The sequence below is a fragment of the Candidatus Viridilinea mediisalina genome, from assembly GCF_002532535.1.
GTDB lineage: Bacteria > Chloroflexota > Chloroflexia > Chloroflexales > Chloroflexaceae > Viridilinea > Viridilinea mediisalina.
Genome location: NZ_NQWI01000045.1, coordinates 1 through 17597, shown reverse-complemented (window position 1 = coordinate 17597; position 17597 = coordinate 1). Strand labels below are relative to the sequence as shown.

At 58.8% G+C, this 17597-nt stretch carries 13 protein-coding genes; all 13 read left to right on the top strand.

Annotated features, from left to right (window positions below):
* Positions 1 to 217: 217 nt before the first annotated feature.
* The 13 genes from CJ255_RS11200 (at position 218) to CJ255_RS11140 (ending at position 17290) form a co-directional block, all read left to right on the top strand.
* Positions 218 to 1957 carry an ABC transporter substrate-binding protein gene (locus CJ255_RS11200; RefSeq protein WP_097644191.1) on the top strand — a complete coding sequence of 580 codons (1740 nt, stop codon included), beginning with the start codon at positions 218 to 220 and terminating at the stop codon, positions 1955 to 1957.
* Positions 1958 to 2155: 198 nt separating this feature from the next.
* A complete protein-coding gene (locus CJ255_RS11195; RefSeq protein WP_097644190.1) occupies positions 2156 to 3082 on the top strand; it encodes an ABC transporter permease in 927 nt (308 codons plus the stop codon).
* Positions 3083 to 3149: 67 nt separating this feature from the next.
* Positions 3150 to 4085 (top strand): ABC transporter permease, encoded by a 936-nt coding sequence (locus tag CJ255_RS11190; protein WP_097644189.1) that lies wholly within the window; start codon positions 3150 to 3152, stop codon positions 4083 to 4085.
* 7 nt (positions 4086 to 4092) lie between these two features.
* Positions 4093 to 5505 carry a protoporphyrinogen oxidase gene (gene hemG / locus CJ255_RS11185; protein ID WP_097644188.1) on the top strand — a complete coding sequence of 471 codons (1413 nt, stop codon included), beginning with the start codon at positions 4093 to 4095 and terminating at the stop codon, positions 5503 to 5505.
* Positions 5506 to 5659: 154 nt separating this feature from the next.
* Complete coding sequence (locus tag CJ255_RS11180; protein ID WP_097644187.1) at positions 5660 to 6958, top strand: BCD family MFS transporter; 1299 nt, start codon at positions 5660 to 5662, stop codon at positions 6956 to 6958.
* Positions 6959 to 7146: 188 nt separating this feature from the next.
* Positions 7147 to 8457: a glutamyl-tRNA reductase gene (gene hemA / locus CJ255_RS11175; RefSeq protein ID WP_097644186.1), complete on the top strand. Its 1311-nt coding sequence runs from the start codon at positions 7147 to 7149 to the stop codon at positions 8455 to 8457.
* A complete protein-coding gene (gene hemC, locus CJ255_RS11170) occupies positions 8454 to 9431 on the top strand; it encodes a hydroxymethylbilane synthase (RefSeq protein WP_097644185.1) in 978 nt (325 codons plus the stop codon). The genes hemA and hemC overlap by 4 nt, the downstream gene beginning before the upstream one ends.
* Positions 9432 to 9556: 125 nt before the next feature.
* Complete coding sequence (locus CJ255_RS11165; RefSeq protein WP_097644184.1) at positions 9557 to 10348, top strand: uroporphyrinogen-III synthase; 792 nt, start codon at positions 9557 to 9559, stop codon at positions 10346 to 10348.
* 36 nt (positions 10349 to 10384) lie between these two features.
* Positions 10385 to 11392 (top strand): porphobilinogen synthase, encoded by a 1008-nt coding sequence (hemB, locus tag CJ255_RS11160; protein ID WP_097644183.1) that lies wholly within the window; start codon positions 10385 to 10387, stop codon positions 11390 to 11392.
* Between the two features lie 218 nt (positions 11393 to 11610).
* A complete protein-coding gene (gene hemE / locus CJ255_RS11155; RefSeq protein WP_097644182.1) occupies positions 11611 to 12645 on the top strand; it encodes a uroporphyrinogen decarboxylase in 1035 nt (344 codons plus the stop codon).
* Between the two features lie 169 nt (positions 12646 to 12814).
* Positions 12815 to 14128 (top strand): glutamate-1-semialdehyde 2,1-aminomutase, encoded by a 1314-nt coding sequence (gene hemL, locus CJ255_RS11150; RefSeq protein WP_097644181.1) that lies wholly within the window; start codon positions 12815 to 12817, stop codon positions 14126 to 14128.
* Positions 14129 to 14360: 232 nt separating this feature from the next.
* Positions 14361 to 15635: a ferredoxin:protochlorophyllide reductase (ATP-dependent) subunit N gene (bchN, locus tag CJ255_RS11145; RefSeq protein ID WP_097644180.1), complete on the top strand. Its 1275-nt coding sequence runs from the start codon at positions 14361 to 14363 to the stop codon at positions 15633 to 15635.
* An 11-nt stretch (positions 15636 to 15646) separates the two neighbouring features.
* On the top strand, positions 15647 to 17290 hold the full coding sequence (locus CJ255_RS11140; protein WP_097644179.1) for a ferredoxin:protochlorophyllide reductase (ATP-dependent) subunit B: 1644 nt from the start codon (positions 15647 to 15649) through the stop codon (positions 17288 to 17290).
* The last annotated feature ends 307 nt before the right edge of the window (positions 17291 to 17597 follow it).

Below are 17597 nucleotides of genomic sequence, written 5' to 3'. Positions count from 1 at the left end.
AGACCTGATAGATATGCCAGATCTGCGAGGTCTGGTTAGCGGATTATTTACTGGAAGACCATTAGTCGGCACCCAATGGCAACCTACGACCTCAGCCGACTAACGTCGGCACTCCGTCGGAGGCCAAACGTTCATCTGTTCATCTGTTCCTTAGTTCCTCTGTTCCTTAGTTCCTCTGTTCCTCATCGAGTAGCCCATTGAATCACAAGGACTTGTCATGCGTTTGCGACCGTACCATCTGATCATCTTGCTCATCGTTGCCTTGCTGTTGACTGCGTGTGGTGGTGCTCCTGCCGCACAGCCACCCGCTGCGCCCCCTGCCGAGCCGACGACCGCCCCGGCTACTGAGCCTGAGTCCGAAACAGATGCCACTGAGCCCGAAACAGATGCCACTGAACCTGATGCGACCGAAGAGCCTGCTACCGAGCCCACTCCTGACGAGCCGGAGGTGGTTGAGCCGGTTGCTGGTGGGCGGGTTACCCGTGCGATGACGACTGAGCCGACTGGCCTTGATCCGGCGGGGGCTCAGGGTTCGGGCCAGAATGTGGTGCTGCCCTACATCTTTGATACCCTGGTGGCCCAAGACAGCCAGAATGTGATCCAGCCCTTCTTGGCTGAAAGCTGGGAAATCTCGGATGATGCGACCACCATTGACTTCTTTTTGCGCGAGGGGATCACCTTCCACGATGGCACGACCCTGGATGCAGCGGCAGTTGTTGCCAGCTTCGAGCGTCTGATTGGCCCCGATAGCACCTCGCCTATGGCCAATAGCCTGAGTGCGGTGACTGAAGTTGAGGCGCTGGATGATCTGACCGTGCGCTTTACGTTTGATGAGCCTTCGGCCATCTTCTTCACGACGCTTACCTCGCCCTACTCTGGTATTACCAGCCCAAGTGCGGTTGAGGCGCTTGGCGATGAATTTGCCCAGCAGCCGGTGGGCAGTGGCCCCTTCATGCTCAAGAACTGGGATCCGGGGATTGAGTTGGTGCTTGAGCGTAATCCTGATTATGCCTGGCCCCCGCCGATGGTTTCTAACCCCGGTGCGCCCTACCTCGAGGAACTCTCCTTCAAGGTGGTACCCGATGCTGCAACCCAACTCACGGCCTTGCGTGCTGGCGAAGTGGACATCATCTTCCTCAATCAGCCCGATCACATCACCCGCCTGCGCCAGAGTGGTGACGCAACCCTCGTGCCGGTCAGTCTGAACAGCTTGGTCTACCTGGGCTTCAACACTGTCAAGCCCCCCTTCGACAACCTGCTTGTGCGCCAAGCCATTTCCCACGCGATCAACAAAGAGGATATTGTGCTGGCCGCTGTGGGTGGTGAGGGTGCCCCTGCCTTTGCGCCGCTGGCTACGACCTTCCCCGGCTTTGATGCCTCGCTGCAGGAGCTTGAGTTGGCTTACGATCCCAACATGAGCGCCGAGTTGCTCACTGAGGCCGGTTTGACCCAGGACGCCAGTGGGATTTGGAGTTTTGAGGGCGAGCCCCTGGCTCTGACGCTGCTGACCTTCACCCGTGCGCCCAACCAGGATGTAGCGACGGTCATTCAGGCCCAACTGAGCCAGATTGGTGTGCCGGTCGAAATCCAGCAGTTTGATGCGCCCGCCGCTGGCCGCGCCGCTGTGGCTGGTGAGTACGACCTGCTGATCTGGCGCTACGATTGGAATGACCCCGATGTGCTTGCGATGAATCTCAGTTCCTCACGGATCGGTAGCACCAATCGGGTCGCCTACAGCAACCCCGAAGTGGACGAACTGCTCGCCGAGGCTGTCCGTGAACTGGATACCGCTCGCCGTGCCGAACTCTACCTAGAGGCCCAGCGCCTGATTATGGCCGATGCGCCATGGCAGCCGCTCTACACTCCGCTCGATATGTTGGCGGTGAATCCCAATTTGGAAGGTATTGTCGTCAGTGGAATGGGCCGTATCTTGATGAACGACGCTACCTTGCGGTAGGTGGTTGCTGGGGAAGGGCAGGCACCCTTCCCACTGGTTCGTGTCGTTTTGGCGGCGAATCCGCCAAAACGACACGAAAGTAAGGGATAGGTACAGGCGACTTTACAGTTTGGAGGTATTCAGCGCATCCTGATACCGCAAACTTATTTTCTATTTTCTCGTTTCTGTATCCTTCCCTAAGGTTAGGAATGAGCTCCCATGCTGCGCTTTTTGGCTCGTAGGCTCGTCGGTGCCTGCTTGGTGATGTTGGCGGTAAGCTTCTTCACCTTTTTGTTGCTTGATCTGGCACCGGGCGATGCCGCCGATACCTTGATTGGCGATGTAGCCACGGTTGAGCAGCTTGAAGCCCTGCGGCACCAGCTTGGCCTGGATGTGCCGCTACCGCTGCGCTATGGCCAATTTTTGGTTGGGGCCATGCAGGGCGATCTTGGCGTCTCGGTTATCTCTGGGCGGCCTGTGGCCAAGTTGGTGGCGGAGCGTTTTGCCTATACCCTTTGGCTGTCGCTGGCAGCCATGACGGTGGCGGTGGGGCTTGGGGGGCTGGCTGGAGTTGCGGCTGCCGCGCAGCCCCGTGGCTTCGTTGATCTGGTGATTATGGGCATGATTACGCTTGGTCAAGCGTTGCCTACCTTCTGGTTGGCCCTGATGCTTATGCTCGTCTTTGGCTTGACCCTGGGCTGGGTGCCGATTATTGGTGGCGGAACCTTGCGCCATATGATTTTGCCTACCGTTGCGCTCTCGCTGCCCGCTGCGGCGGTGATTGCCCGTTTGGTGCGCTCGAGTCTGCTTGATGTGAAAGGGGCCGACTATGTGCGTACTGCGCGGGCGAAGGGCTTGGGGCCAGTGGCGGTCTGGCGGCGCCACCTGCTGCCCAATAGCCTCGTGCCAGTTATAACGATGATGGGCCTCTATTTGGGCCAGATGCTCGGTGGTGCTTTTATTGTTGAAACTATCTTTGGTTGGCCTGGTTTGGGGCGCTTGATGGTGCAGGCCATCTTCGACCGCGATCTGCCGGTGGTGCTGGGCGCGGTGCTGCTGATTGCTGTGATTGTGCAATTGTTGAACATTATGGTTGATTTGGCCCACGCTTGGCTCGATCCACGGGTTGGTGCCGAAGCGGTCTGATGGTAGTGATGAGTGACGAGTGACGAGTGGCAGTCGTTCGGTGTGCGTAGTCTCTGGGGAGTAAGCGATGACGGTGCAGGTAGAAGCAGGACGGCAACGCGAGCTCGGATCCGCCTATGAGCAGTCTTGGGGCCAACGTGCCTTGCGGGTGCTGCGTGGTTGGCTGGCTTGGATTGCGCTGCGTCTCAATCTCTGTGTGGGTGGTCTGCTGGTGGGCGGATTGCTCCTCACGGCCCTCTTTGCGCCCTTGATTGCCCCCGCTGATCCCTTTGCGATTGCGCCGACTGAGCGCCTGCGCCCGCCAAGTTTTGCGCACCCCTTTGGTACCGATAGCCTGGGCCGCGACCTCTTTAGCCGCGTGGTCTATGGCGCCCGCACTGCCCTCTATATGACAGTGCCAGCCGTCTTGATTGCCTCTATCTCCGGTATCTTTATGGGCCTGTTGGCTGGGTACTACGGGCGGCTCTTTGATCAGATCTTTTCGCGGGTGATGGATGCGTGGCTCGCTTTCCCTGGCCTGTTGCTCGCCGTGGTGATGGTTGCACGCATGGGGCCGTCACTCACCACGACGGTGATCGCCTTGGGGGTGGTTGGGATCCCTGGCTACTACCGGCTTACGCGCAATGGCACTCTCTCGGCGCGCCAGATGCCCTACATTGAGGCTGCGACAACCTTGGGGTTGGGTGATCTCCGCATTATGTTGCGCCATATTCTGCCTAATCTCGCTTCGCCCCTGGTTGTGCTGGCCACATTGCGTTTGGGCACGGTGCTGCTGGCGGGTGGAGCCCTCAGTTTCATCGGCCTGGGTGCTCAACCACCAACTGCCGAATGGGGTTCCCTGCTGGCCGCTGGGCGCGACAAGATGGAGGAGGCGTGGTGGTTGGCGTTCTTTCCCGGTATTGCGATTACCGCTAGTGTGATGGGTTTTAACCTGCTTGGTGATGGGTTGCGCGATCTGCTGACCCCCGACCAGTCTATGGCCCGAAAAAGTCTAAAGGATTAGGTAGCCTATGCAGAGCTATGATGTGATTATCGTTGGTGCTGGAATCAGTGGTATGAGTGCCGCCTACACGCTCTACAAGCGTGGCCTAGAGGTGCTTGTGCTTGAGGCCAGTGCTGAAGTTGGTGGTGCGATGCGTAGCCACGTTACGGCTGATGGCTACACGTTTGACTGCGGTCCTAATACGCTGGCAACGCGTGATGTGCGCCTCTGGAGTGATTTTGGTGATTTGGGGCTGCGCCGCCAGATGATTGTTGCGGGACGCTCGGGCAAGCGGCGCTATTTCCTTCAGCATGGGAAGCCGCTTGAGATTCCTAGTTCGCCAGTGGGCTTGGTGCGTACCCCCCTGTTGCCCTTCGCCGCCAAGCTACAGATGCTGCGCGAGCCCTTTGTGCCGCGTAGCGGGAGCCCCGATGAGAGCGTGGCGAGCTTCTTCTCACGGCGGCTTGGGCCCGAGGCCATGCAGCGCCTCGTTGATCCCTTTGTCTCGGGTGTCTATTCAGGTGACCCGGAGGCTATGTCGGTCAAGGCGGCCTTTCCGAGCCTCTGGGAAGCCGAACGCCGCGCCGGGAGTGTGATCAAGGGGATGCTCAGCGGGCAGCCCAAAGCACCCAAGGATACGCCCAAAGAGCCCAAGATGCGGAGTGTGACCTTCAGTTTCCAGGGGGGCATCGCCACATGGCCCACAGCAATTGCGCGTACCCTTGGCCCCCAACGGGTCTGGAGCCAAGCCCGGGCGAGCGATATTTTCCAAGAGGGTGGCCTCTGGCGTGTGGTGGTCGAGCGGGCCGATGGCCCCGCTGCAACCGTCGAGGCGCGAGCGGTCATCTTGGCAACTCCCGCCTTCAATGCTGCTGAGTTGGTGACAGAACTGGATAAGCCCGCTGCTACGGCCCTGCGCGAGATTCCCTACTCCTCAATGGCTGTTGTCAACCTGGGCTACCGCCGCAACCAAGTGGCCCATCCGCTGGATGGCTTTGGCGTGCTGGCCCCTTCGTGCGAAAAGCGCAACTTCTTGGGCATTCTCTGGGCCTCTAGCCTCTTCCCACCCTTTGCACCCGCCGATCGGGTCTCGACTATCACGCTTATGGGTGGGGCACTCAATCCAATTCGCCCAGAGCAGAGCCGTGAGGAGTTGATTGCCAGCGCCATCCGCGATAACGAACAGGTATTGGGGGCAAGTGGCGAACCTGAAGTTGTTCACTATACCCGCTGGCCCACGGCCATCCCACAGTACAACTTTGGCCACGATGAGCGCATCGCTACTCTGGAGCGGCTCGAACAGACCCGCCCGGGCATCTATTTTCTTGGTAGCTACCGTGGCGGCGTTGGGGTGCCCAAATGCTGGAAGAATGCCGTCGAGTTGGCCGACCGCATCGCCGATACGTTAGTGCCCCATCCTGTACAGGTTACTGTTGAGTAGGTTTATACCCTAAGAGGCTGTCTGAAAAGTCTATGAACTGGCGTTGGAGTGCCGGCTTTAGCCGGCTAAAGCCGGCACTCCAACGCGCACCACGTAGCATGGTATGGCACTGAAACCCTTTTCAGACAACCCCTAAGCGACCTTTGTACACCCTATGACCATCTTCAAAAATTTCCGCCTCGGCCTGCTGCACGTTGCAGTAGCGATCACCCTGGTACCGATTACCGGGGTACTCAATCGGATTATGATCCATGAGATGGGCATCTTGGCTACACTTGTGGCCTTGTTCATCATTTTGCCCCCTCTGCTTTCGCCCTTACAACCCATCTTGGGCCAATATTCCGATCACCACCCGCTCTTTGGTTATCGGCGCACGCCCTACATCGTCCTTGGCTTCTTGCTCTGCATTGGCGGCGCCATGCTCACCCCCTTCGCCGCCCTTGCACTGGGTGGAAACTTCTGGCCATCGTTACCCTTCGCCTTCATGGCTTTCTTCATCTGGGGCTTGGGCTACAACCTGGCAGTGGTTTCGTACCTCTCGTTGGCGAGTGACCTCTCGAATGAGGGGCAACGCTCGCGCACCATTGCGGTGATGTGGTTCATGATGCTCTCTGGGGTGATCTCAACTGCCATTTTGACTGGACGGGCGCTCGATCAATATTCGCCCGAACAGTTGGTGCGCGTCTTCTTGACTGCGGGCATGGTTTCGCTGACCCTCGCCACCGTGGGGATTGTTGGCCTAGAGCCGCGCAATGCGACCAAGAGGAGTGGCGATCGTCACAGCTTCCGCGAGGCGATTGGTGCGGTGATCGACAACCCCCACGCCCGCGTCTTCTTCATCTACTTGATCATGCTGCTCTCGGCGATTATGGGCCAGGATGTACTGCTGGAGCCCTTTGGGGCCGCTGCATTTGACATGAGCGTGCGTGAGACAACCCAGCTTACCGCCTTCTGGGGTGGTGCCACAATGTTGGCCCTACTGCTGCAAGGCGTTCTCTTTAGCCGCTTTATGACCAAGAAGACCGGCGCAATGATCGGGGCGATTGTGGCGGCATCGGGCTTCGGCTTGATTGCGTTGAGTGGCATTTTGCAATTCCAGCCACTCTTTGTGCCCGGCATCATCGTGCTGGGGCTGGGCACAGGCATTGCCACCACTACCAACTTGGCCATGATGCTCGACATGACCACCCCAACCAACGTGGGGCTCTACATCGGGGCTTGGGGGGTTGCCGATGCAACCGCCCGTGGCTTGGGTAATCTGACGGCGGGCGCGGTACGTGACATAGTGACCTTCACGTTTGGCAGTCCCATCGGGGGCTACATCACCGTCTTCCTTCTGGAAGCGACCATTCTCTGTTTGGCTCTTATTCTGCTGCGTCGCATTGATGTGACCGCGTTCCAGAGCGAACAGCAGAGCGTGACCACCCTGATCGCAGTGGCGGGTGATGCATAGGGCATCTACCTGAAACCCAATCTTCTAGGAAGGGTTTGTAGCCACTTTACAGTTTGCGAGGACGCGAGGACGCGAGGACGCGAAGCTCTCGCCGCTTCGCCTCACGCATCCTCGCAAGATGGTAAAGCAACCTTCTGCTGGTTATCCTCTTCCCTAATGTACGGCAGGTAAGCGACAAGGACTGAACTATGAAACTCGTTCTGGCTGGACTTGACCACACCACGGCGCCGGTAGAGATTCGTGAGAAATTGGCCTTTAGTAGCACGGACCTCCCCCAAGCCCTCACTGCGCTCACAACCCCCCAGGCGGGTCGTCCGCCACTCCTTTCCGAAGCGGTCATCCTTTCGACATGCAACCGCGTCGAGATCTATGGGGTCGCTCAAGAGGCGCTCAATGCCCAGAGCCTAGTGCCGTTTTTGGCTGAGTTCCACGCCCTTGAGGATCACGAGTTCGCTCATGCGCTCTTCTTCTTTGACGATGATGCGGTAGCGCGCCATCTTTGCGCTACGTCGGCTGGCTTGCGTTCGTTGGTACTCGGTGAGGCCCAGATTCAGGGTCAGGTACGTCAGGCGTATGAGTTTGCCCAGGCGAGTGGCGCGGTTGGCCCGGTGCTGCACCGCCTCTTCCAGAATGCTTTGACGGCGGGCAAGCGGGTACGCACCGAGACGGCCCTGGGTCAAGGGGCGGCGAGTGTATCGCAGGCCGGGGTTGAGTTGGCGCGCCACCGCTTGGGTGAGCTCGCGGGTCGGGCGGTGTTGCTGGTTGGTGGTGGTGAAGTGAGTGAATTAGCCGCCCAAAACCTGCTGGCTAACGGGGCCGACTCGTTGATGATTATCAACCGTACCGCCTCGCGCGCCCGTGAGTTGGCCGAACGCTACAATGCGACCGCCCATAGCTTCGATGAATTGCCCGGCTGCTTGGCGCGTGCCGATATTGTGATCAGTTCGACCGCAGCGCCGGTGACGATCATCTTCCGCGAGCAGGTCGCGATGGCGATGGAGTCCAAGGTGCAGGCCCGTAGCGTTGGGGGCAGTAGCACGCCGCCTGCGATGCTGCTGATTGACCTTGCGGTGCCGCGTGACATTGCCTCCGATGTGGGCGATCTGCCGGGGGTACACCTCTGCACCGTTGACGACCTGCAAGAGGTGGTGCGGGCGACGCTGGGCCAGCGGGCGATTGCGGCAGCGATTGCTGAGGCGATTGTTAATGAAGAGGCTGCCGAGTTCTTGGCTTGGTGCAAAACTCAAGATGCTGTGCCGGCGCTGACCCGTCTGCGTGAACACGCCGAGCATATGCGGAATTCTGAGTTGGAACGTGCGCTCAGGCGCTTGCGCGATCTTTCGCCGGAACAGCGTACGGTGGTGGAGGGCCTGACGCGCAGTTTGGTCAATAAGCTGTTGCATACGCCTACGTGCCGCTTGCGTGCCGCTGCCGCCCAGGGCGATGGCCAGCGCTATGCGGCTTTGGTTGCTGACCTGTTTAATCTGGAGACGCTATGAACCGTTCGCTTATTCTCGGTACGCGTGGTAGTAAGCTCGCCTTGGCCCAGTCGGAGATGATGGCCGCAACGTTGCGGTCACTCCATCCCGGCCTTGCGGTTGAGTTGCGGGTGATCAGCACTCAGGGTGATCGGGTGCTTGATGTGGCCCTTTCGGCGGTTGGGGACAAGGGCTTGTTTGTGAAGGAGTTGGAACAGGCGCTGCTGGCCAATGAGGTGGATTTCTGTGTCCATAGTTGCAAGGATCTGCCCTCACAGTTGCCTGAGGGCTTGACCCTAGCGGCGTTTCCTGAACGGGCCGATCCACGCGATATTATTGTGAGCCCATTGAAGGAGCAGGGCCAAGCACTCGATCTCACCAACTTGCGTCAGGGCGCGGTGGTGGGCACGAGTAGCTTGCGCCGCGCCTGCCAACTGCGGGCTTTGCGCCCCGACTTGGAGCTACGCGATGTGCGTGGCAATGTGGATACCCGGCTACGCAAGTTGGCCGAAGGTCAGTACGAGGCGCTCGTGCTGGCTACGGCGGGCTTGGTGCGCTTGGGCCTCTTGCAGAGCGACGGCACGCTTACGAGCGACGGGACAACGTTTGTAGGCCACGCGTTGGCCGCCGAGCAGATGCTGCCAGCAGTAGCCCAGGGTTCGTTGGCCATCGAGTGCCGCGCTGATGATGCAACAACGCTCGCATTGTTGGCCCCACTCGATCATGCGGCCACCCGCGCAGCAGCCTTAGCCGAGCGCGCCTTCCTGCGTCGTCTTGAGGGTGGCTGCCAAGTGCCGATTGCCGCCTACGCCAAGCTTGCCGACGACGTATTGACCCTACGTGGTCTCGTGGGTTCGCTTGACGGCACCACCATTGTACGCGGCGAACACAAGGGTAGCACAAGCGAAGCCGAGGCAATGGGCACAGCCCTAGCAGAAGCATTGATCGCCCAGGGTGCCGAACGCATCCTCGCGGAGTTGGCAAGTAGCCGGTAGGTGCAAAGGGAAGAATACAGAAACGAGAAGATAGAAAATAGGCATGCAGCGTCAGGATGCGCTGCATGCCTCCAAAACGGCGTGTGGGCGGAACGTAGTTCCGCCCACACGCCACAGGAAGAGCAATGAGTGAGAGACAACCGCTGGCGGGCTTGCGCGTCCTGATTACGAGGGCAGCAGGACGCGCCGATGGTATGGCCGCACGCCTGCGGGATTTGGGAGCGGAACCGTTGGTTCACCCTACGATTGCCTATGCGCCACCGGAGGATACGGAGGCGCTACGGGCCGCGCTGGAACGGCTTGAAGCAGGGTTCTATGAGTGGCTCATGTTGACCAGTATCACAGCGGTTGAGGCGGTGGCCAATGGTCTGAGTGGGCGCAAGTTGGGTGAGCGGATTTCGCTCAAGCTTGGCGCGGTGGGGCCAGCCACGGCTGCCGCCTGTGAACAACTGCTCGGTGTGCAGGTGGCGGGCGTGCCTGAGCGCTTTACGGGCGATGAACTGGCTTCGGCGTTGGGCGATCCGGTGGGGCGACGGGTGTTGCTGCCCAATGCCGATATTGCCCGCCCGGCCCTCGAAGAACGCCTGCGGACGGCGGGGGCGCTGGTAGATCGCGTCATCGCCTACCGTACCGTGCCCGCCCCCGGGGGCGCGGAGTTGGCGACTACCATGGCGGACGGCAAGGGCTGGGTGGTGACGCTCAGTAGCCCTTCTACCGCCCGCTTTCTGTTGGCTCAACTGGGGCCATCTAGCAGCACTGCTTTGCAACACGCCCTGATTGCCTGTATTGGCCCGACTACCGCGAACGCATGCCGCGAACTGGGGCTTACGCCTACGGTTGTCGCGGAAGCCTATAGCGAGGAGGGTCTGTTGCGTGCGTTGGTGGAGTATGTGCAGGGGGTAGACGGGGGAACCTAGTTCCCCCGTCTACCCTCTATGGGAAGGAATGAGGTTATGGGCTTTCCCTCTGTTCGCCCGCGTCGTTTGCGCCGGACTACTGGCTTGCAGCGCATGGTGCGCGAGACGACGTTGCGTGTTGACCAGTTGATCGCACCGCTCTTCATCCGCCATGGTGAGGGCGTGAGTCGGAAGATTGTCTCGATGCCTGGCCATAACCAACTCTCGGTGGATATGGCGGTGCGCGAGGCTGAGAGTATTGCTGAGTTGGGGATTCCGGCGGTGCTGCTCTTTGGTATTCCCGCGAAGAAGGATGCCCTGGGCAGTGAGAATTTCGATCCCGAAGGGATTGTGCCCCAAGCCGCCTATGCGATTAAAAAGGCTGTGCCTGAATTGGTTGTGATTTCGGATATGTGTTGCTGCGAGTATACCGATCATGGCCATTGTGGGATTATCAATGTACCGGGGGTGCCCGGCTACGATGAGCGGCTTGCAGAGGGCTATCTGCTCAATGATCCTACGTTGGAGTTGTTGGGCAAGGCGTCGGTGGTGCATGCCCAGGCGGGTGCCGACATTATTGCGCCTTCGGGTATGATGGATGGTATGATCAGTACCATTCGTAGTGCCCTGGATAATGCGGGGATGGAGCATACGGTGATTATGAGCTATGCCGCCAAGTATGCTTCCGCCTTCTATGGGCCGTTCCGTGATGCTGCTGAGAGCCCGCCTGGCTTTGGCGATCGCAGCAACTACCAGATGGATCCGGGCAATGCCCGTGAGGCGATCCGTGAGGTGGAACTTGATGTGGAAGAGGGCGCGGATATGTTGATGGTCAAGCCTGCGTTGGCCTACCTCGACGTTATTCGGCAGTTGCGCGACCGCTTCGAGTTGCCGTTGGCTGCCTATCAGGTGAGTGGCGAGTTCAGCATGGTCAAGGCCGCCGCAGAGCGCGGTTGGCTCGATGAGCAGCGTACCGCCATGGAGAGTCTGACTAGTATTGCTCGCGCCGGGGCCGATATGATTATTACCTATTGGGCTAAAGATGCTGTGAAGTGGATGCGCTAAAAGGAGAACAGAGGAACTGAGGAACAAATGAACAGAATAACCGAGGAACAGGTAAGTAGCATGCTTGCATTTCTGTTCTCTGTTCTGAGGAACCGAGGAACAAATGAACAGAGCAACAGAGCAACAGGTAAGTAGCATGCTTGCATTTCTGTTCTCTGTTCTTCTGTTCTCTGTTCTTCCTATTCTTCTGTTGCTTGCTTAAGGCTTAAGGAGTTACCATGACTAAACCAATTCTCGCCGCGTGCCGCCGTGAACCAACTGACCATACGCCGATCTGGTTGATGCGGCAGGCGGGGCGCTATATGTCGGTCTATCGGGAGGTGCGTGAGCGCCACGGCTTTTTGCAGATGGTCAAGATCCCTGAGGTTGCGGCGGAAGTGACGTTGCAGCCGATTACCGCCTTTGGGATGGATGCGGCGATTATCTTTGCCGATATTTTGCCGCCACTTGAGGGCTTGGGTATCCATTTGACCTTTGAGAAGGGTGAAGGGCCGGTGATCCACAATCCCATCCGCACCCCTGCCGACATTGAGGCGCTGAAGCCCTACGATGCTGAGACCCATTCGGGCTATACGCTTGAGGCGTTGCAGATTGTGCGCCGCGAATTGCCCGAGACGACAGCACTCTATGGCTTTAGTGGTGCGCCCTTTACCTTGGCGAGCTATGCGATTGAGGGCGGCGGTAGCCGTGAGTATCGCCGCACCAAGGCGATGATGTATAACGATCCGGCCAATTGGCATAAGCTCATGGATCGTTTGACCGATATGGTGATCAACTACCTCGAAGCCCAGGTTGCGGTTGGTTGTGATGTCGTGCAGATCTTCGACTCGTGGGCTGGTTCGTTGGCCCCCGATGATTTCCGTGAGTATGTGTTGCCCTATGTGCAGCGTGCGGTACGCACCACCCAAGAGCGCACCAAGGCGCCGGTGGTCTATTTTGGCACCGATATGAACGGCATGCTGCCGATGCTGCGCGAGACGGGGGCCGATGTGTTGGGCCTCGATTGGCGGGTTCGCCTGGAGGATGGTTGGGCCCAGTATGGCCACGATGTGGCGATCCAGGGCAACCTCGATCCGATGGCGTTGCACGGTTCGTGGCCGGAGATCGAACGCCGCGCCAAGATGATTCTGGATCAGGCCGCTGGGCGTCCCGGTCATATCTTCAACGTCGGCCACGGTATCCTCACCGAGACGCCGGAAGATAATGTGCGGCGGCTGGTTGAGTTTGTGCAGAATTATCGTTACCAGGGGTAAACCCAGGGTTTACGTTTACCTTTGCTGCTTGCGGGTTGGCGGCTGTGCCGCCAACCCGCAAGCAGCAAAGGTAATGCATGTGGGGCTACGCCCCAAACCCTTGTTGTTGCGCGTGGACGGCGAAGCCGTCCACGCGCAACAACAAAGCATCCCATTATGAGGAGAAAAAATGACTGAACGATACCAGAAGTCCCAAGAGCTTTTTGCTGCCGCACAGCAGGTGATTCCGGGTGGCGTGAATTCGCCGGTACGGGCCTTTCGTGGGGTGGGTGGCTCGCCCATTTTTTTTGCGAAGGGCGAGGGTTCGCGCTTGACCGACGTGGATGGCAATAGCTACCTTGATTATGTGCTTTCGTGGGGGCCGTTGCTGTTGGGCCATGCCCATGCGGCGGTAAACCAGGCGATTAGTGATCAGGTGGTGTTGGGGGCTAGTTTTGGTGCCCCGACAGCGCAAGAGACAAAGCTGGCCGAGCAGGTGATTGGCTTGGTGCCCTCGATTGAGCAGGTGCGTTTTGTCAATTCGGGTACCGAAGCAACCATGAGTGCGCTGCGTTTGGCGCGGGCCTTCACGGGGCGCGAAAAAATTCTGAAGTTTACTGGCTGCTACCATGGCCACGCCGATATGCTGCTGGTGCAGGCCGGTTCCGGCGTGGTGACCTTGGGCCTGCCCGATAGCCCCGGCGTGACCGCAGGCGCGGCGGCGGGAACCTTGACGGCGGAGTATAATGATCTTGAGGCGGCAAAGGCGATCTTTGCGGCGCAGGGCAGCGAGATTGCGGCGATCATTGTGGAGCCGATTGCGGCCAATATGGGCTTTGTACTACCGGAGCCCGGCTACCTCGAGGCGCTCTGCGAACTGGCCCATGCCCACGGCGCCCTCTTTATTCTTGATGAGGTAATGACGGGCTTCCGGGTCTCGCCCGGAGGTGCCCAGGTGCATTGGAACCTCAAGCCCGACCTGACCTGCCTCGGCAAGGTGATTGGCGGTGGTCTGCCGGTGGGTGCCTACGGTGGGCGGCGTGATGTGATGCAGCATGTTGCGCCGGCAGGGCCGATGTACCAGGCGGGTACACTTTCGGGCAACCCCTTGGCCATGGCGGCGGGCAGTGCCACGCTGGAGACCGCTTTTACGCCAGTGGAGGGCAAGACGCCCTTTGAGCATGCAGTAGGTTTGGCGGAGGCTTTGGCCAATGGGATGCGCGGCTTGAGCGAAGAGTTGGGGATTCCGTTGCAGGTGGGCCAGGTGGGTACAATGTTTGGCTTCTACTTCCTGCGCGAGGCGGGCATGCATGTGAAGAGCTACGCCGACGCCAAGCAGATGGTTGATGCCGAGCGCTACGCCCGCTTCTTCTGGGCCATGTGCGAGCGTGGAGTCTACTTGGCACCCTCGCAGTTCGAGGCGGGCTTTCTCAGTGCGGCCCATAGCGCCGCCGATGTGGAGCAGACGCTCAGTGCGGCGCGTGAGGCGCTGCAAGCGAAGTGATGAGTGATCGGCTCATCACTTGTTTGTAAACTAGAAACTTTCGTAAAGTGCTATAATAGCCTCAATGAGTGAGGCTTCGCCTCCCCCCAAAAAACTGCTTGTGTTCCACGTTGGCGGCGAAGCCGCCAACGTGGAACACAAGCAGGGTTTGGGGCGTAGCCCCCGAAGATCTCTTCTTCTTTCGTTTGGGCGGCGAAGCCGCCTAAACGAAAGAAAAAAAGAAGGAGTCGTTATGCCGCCAAAGGCTCAGTTCATTCGTGAAGACGGTCTCTACCATTCGTTTTGTGGTCTGGTAAGTGTTGGTTGGTTGTACCAGAAGATCAAAGACAGCTTTTTTCTCATCCTTGGCACCCATACTTGTGCCCACTTGCTGCAAAATACGCTGGGGGTGATGATCTTTGCCCGCCCCCGCTTTGCGGTGAGTCTCTTGGAGGAGGGCGATCTCTCGGCGGCACAGCCCGACATTGCCGAGCAGATCGAGGAGATTAAGCGCGAGCATAAGCCCTCGGTGATCTTTCTGCTCTCTTCCTGCACGCCCGAAGTGATGAAGGTTGAGTTTGAAGGCTTGGCCCATTCGGTCAGCACGCCTGAAACGCCGGTACTCTTTGTGCCCGCTTCGGGTTTGGATTTCACCTTTAGTCAGAGTGAAGACTCGGTACTCCAAGCCTTGTTGCCCTTCTGCCCAGAGGCACCGCCCGAAGATAAGCGCGTCGTCTTTTTGGGTTCGGTCAATGATGCGATAGCCGATGATTTCATGCTGGAGGCGCAGAAGTTGGGCATTCCGGTAGCGGGTTTTCTGCCGTCCAACCATTTCCACGAGTTGCCGCCAATTGGCCCGGGCACGGTGATTGCGCCCTTGCAGCCCTTCTTGCCCAAGGTGGCCAACCTGCTGGTGAATGAGCGCGGTGCGACCGTACTCTCGTCCCTCTTCCCCTTCGGGCCTGATGGTTGCCGCGCCTTCTGGGAGGATTTGGCGGCCCACTTTGATCTCAAGGTTGATCTGGCTGAACGTGAGGCCAAAGCCTGGGAGCGCATCAGCGAGCATACGGCGCTGCTGAAGGACAAGAAGGTCTTCTTTGCCGCCGACACGCTGCTGGAGTTGCCACTGGCCCGCTTTGCCCGTGCGGCTGGGGCGAATGTACTTGAGTGTTCGACGCCCTACATCAATCGACGTTTTCATGCCCGTGAACTTGAGCGGCTTGAGGGGGTACGTCTGGTTGAACAGGCCAACTTCGAGCGCCAATTGCGGAGTATGGCCGACGAGCAGCCCGATCTGGTCATCTCCAATATTATTACCGCCAACCCGCTAATTGGGCATGGCGTCGTGGCCAAATGGGGCACCGAGTTCATCTTCTCACCGATTCACGGCTGGGCGGGCGTCAACATGCTGGTTGGCCTCTTTACCCGCGCCATGCGCCGCCGCGCCAAGCTCGATGCCTTTGAGCTTGAGCCGGTCTGGACGGCTGGGGTGATGCCGAGTATGCCGAGTGGTGAGTTTAGGTTGTAGAGGAGCAATCAATGCGTCTAGCCTACTGGATGTACGAGGGTACGGCCCACCACGGCGTGGGGCGGCTGATGAACTCGATGCGTGGTGTTCATGCAGTTTTTCATGCGCCGCAGGGCGATGATTATGTGACCACCATTTTTACGATGCTTGAGCGCACGCCCGGCTTTCCGCGCATGACGACGAGTGTGGTAAGTGGTACCGATTTGGCGCGGGGGACGATTCGTTTGCCGGAGACGTTGAAGCAGGTTGAGGCGGCCCATAAGCCGGAGTTGATCGTTGTGGTTGCCTCTTGTTCGACGATTCTCTTGCAGGAGAATTTGGAGATTACGGCGCAATCGGCGGGGTTGGATTGTGATGTGTTGATCTATGATGCCAATCCCTATCGTATGCAGGAGACGGATGCGGCTGATGGGCTCTTTAGTGAGTTGGTGCAGAAGTATGCATGTACGCAGCCACTTACGCCCCAGCCGAGTGTCAATATTCTTGGGCCTTCGTCGTTGGGATTTCATGCCCGTCACGATCTGATAAGCCTGCGCCGGATTCTGAAGACGCTTGGGGTTGAGGTGAATGTGGTGGCCCCTTGGGGCGCGACGGTGGACGATCTGCGCCGTCTGCCGGCTGCTTGGCTCACGATTGCACCCTACCGCGAGCTTGGTACGCGGGCGGCAAGCTACCTGCATGAGCAGTTTGGTACTCCGGCGCTGCTTGAAGCGCCGATTGGTGTGCAGCCCACCTTGCGCTGGCTTGAAGCATTGGTTGAAGGGCTCAATGCCCGGGCGGCCCAAGCGAGTGTGACGACCCAGGTGAGCTTGCCTCCACTCACCGCCTTCTCGCTCGACGGCCTCTCGGCCCCCTCCAATGTGCCCTGGTTTGCGCGTACCGCCGATATGGAGAGCTTTGCCGGTAAGTCCGCCTTTATCTTTGGTGATGCGACCCACACGGTTGGGGTGACTAAATTCCTAGCTGATGAACTGGGCATGCCAATTGTTGGTGCGGGAACCTACCTGCTGAAAGAGGCCGATTGGGTGCGTGAGCAACTGGCAGGCTACGTCAAAGCCGAGGATTTCTTGGCAACCGATGAGTTCCAGCAGGTGGCCGATCGCATTTCCGAGCTACGCCCCGAGCTAGTCTGCGGCACGCAGATGGAACGCCACACCGGGCGACGGCACGATCTCAATGTGATGGTGATCTCCCCACCAACCCATATCGAGAACCATCTGCTGGCCTATCGTCCCTTCTTGGGCTTTGATGGGGCCGACGTGATTGCCGATGAGGTCTATACCACCTGTACGCTCGGTATGGAGAAGCACCTGATTGACATGTTTGGCGATGCCGGACTGGACGAGGTGGAACAGGCGCAGCCAGTGGCGAGCAACGGCCATGCAACGAGCAACAGCCAGGCCCATGTTGCGGTAGCGCAGCCAACGGCGACGGCGACGGCAAGTTCCAGTGCCAGTGCAACTGCAACAACCAGCAGTGCTACCACCGTGGTCAACCCGGTCTGGACGCCCGAAGCAGAGGCGACCTTGAAGAAAGTCCCCTTCTTTGTGCGTAACAAGGCACGCAACAACATCGAGAAATACGCCCGCGAGCGCGGGATTGCAACGATTACTGCGGAGGTCTTTTTGGCGGGGAAAGAGCATCTAGGTGCGTAGCGCCTAAGAGGAAGTAGAAACGAGAAGATAGAAAATAGGTTTGCGGCATCAGGATGCACTGCATGCCTTCAAACGGTAAAGTGCCCTGAAATCTTCCCTTAGGGAAGGTTTCATGCCGCTTTACCGTTTGGCCTCCGACGGAGTGCCGACTTTAGTCGGCTGAAGTCGCCGACAACCTCTGGATGCCGACTAATGGTGTTCCAGAAATTAATCCGGTGTCGCGGCACGGGCTAGACCTGATAGATATGCCAGATTTGCGAGGTCTGGTTAGCGGATTATTTACTGGAAGACCATAAGTCGGCACTCC

Coding starts and splice junctions, on each gene's coding strand:
- hemG (WP_097644188.1), top strand. CDS start 4,093: ATGCAGAGCTATGATGTGATTATCGTTGGTGCTGGAATCAGTGGTATG.
- CJ255_RS11190 (WP_097644189.1), top strand. CDS start 3,150: ATGACGGTGCAGGTAGAAGCAGGACGGCAACGCGAGCTCGGATCCGCC.
- hemB (WP_097644183.1), top strand. CDS start 10,385: ATGGGCTTTCCCTCTGTTCGCCCGCGTCGTTTGCGCCGGACTACTGGC.
- CJ255_RS11180 (WP_097644187.1), top strand. CDS start 5,660: ATGACCATCTTCAAAAATTTCCGCCTCGGCCTGCTGCACGTTGCAGTA.
- CJ255_RS11200 (WP_097644191.1), top strand. CDS start 218: ATGCGTTTGCGACCGTACCATCTGATCATCTTGCTCATCGTTGCCTTG.
- hemE (WP_097644182.1), top strand. CDS start 11,611: ATGACTAAACCAATTCTCGCCGCGTGCCGCCGTGAACCAACTGACCAT.
- CJ255_RS11195 (WP_097644190.1), top strand. CDS start 2,156: ATGCTGCGCTTTTTGGCTCGTAGGCTCGTCGGTGCCTGCTTGGTGATG.
- hemC (WP_097644185.1), top strand. CDS start 8,454: ATGAACCGTTCGCTTATTCTCGGTACGCGTGGTAGTAAGCTCGCCTTG.
- CJ255_RS11140 (WP_097644179.1), top strand. CDS start 15,647: ATGCGTCTAGCCTACTGGATGTACGAGGGTACGGCCCACCACGGCGTG.
- hemL (WP_097644181.1), top strand. CDS start 12,815: ATGACTGAACGATACCAGAAGTCCCAAGAGCTTTTTGCTGCCGCACAG.
- bchN (WP_097644180.1), top strand. CDS start 14,361: ATGCCGCCAAAGGCTCAGTTCATTCGTGAAGACGGTCTCTACCATTCG.
- CJ255_RS11165 (WP_097644184.1), top strand. CDS start 9,557: ATGAGTGAGAGACAACCGCTGGCGGGCTTGCGCGTCCTGATTACGAGG.
- hemA (WP_097644186.1), top strand. CDS start 7,147: ATGAAACTCGTTCTGGCTGGACTTGACCACACCACGGCGCCGGTAGAG.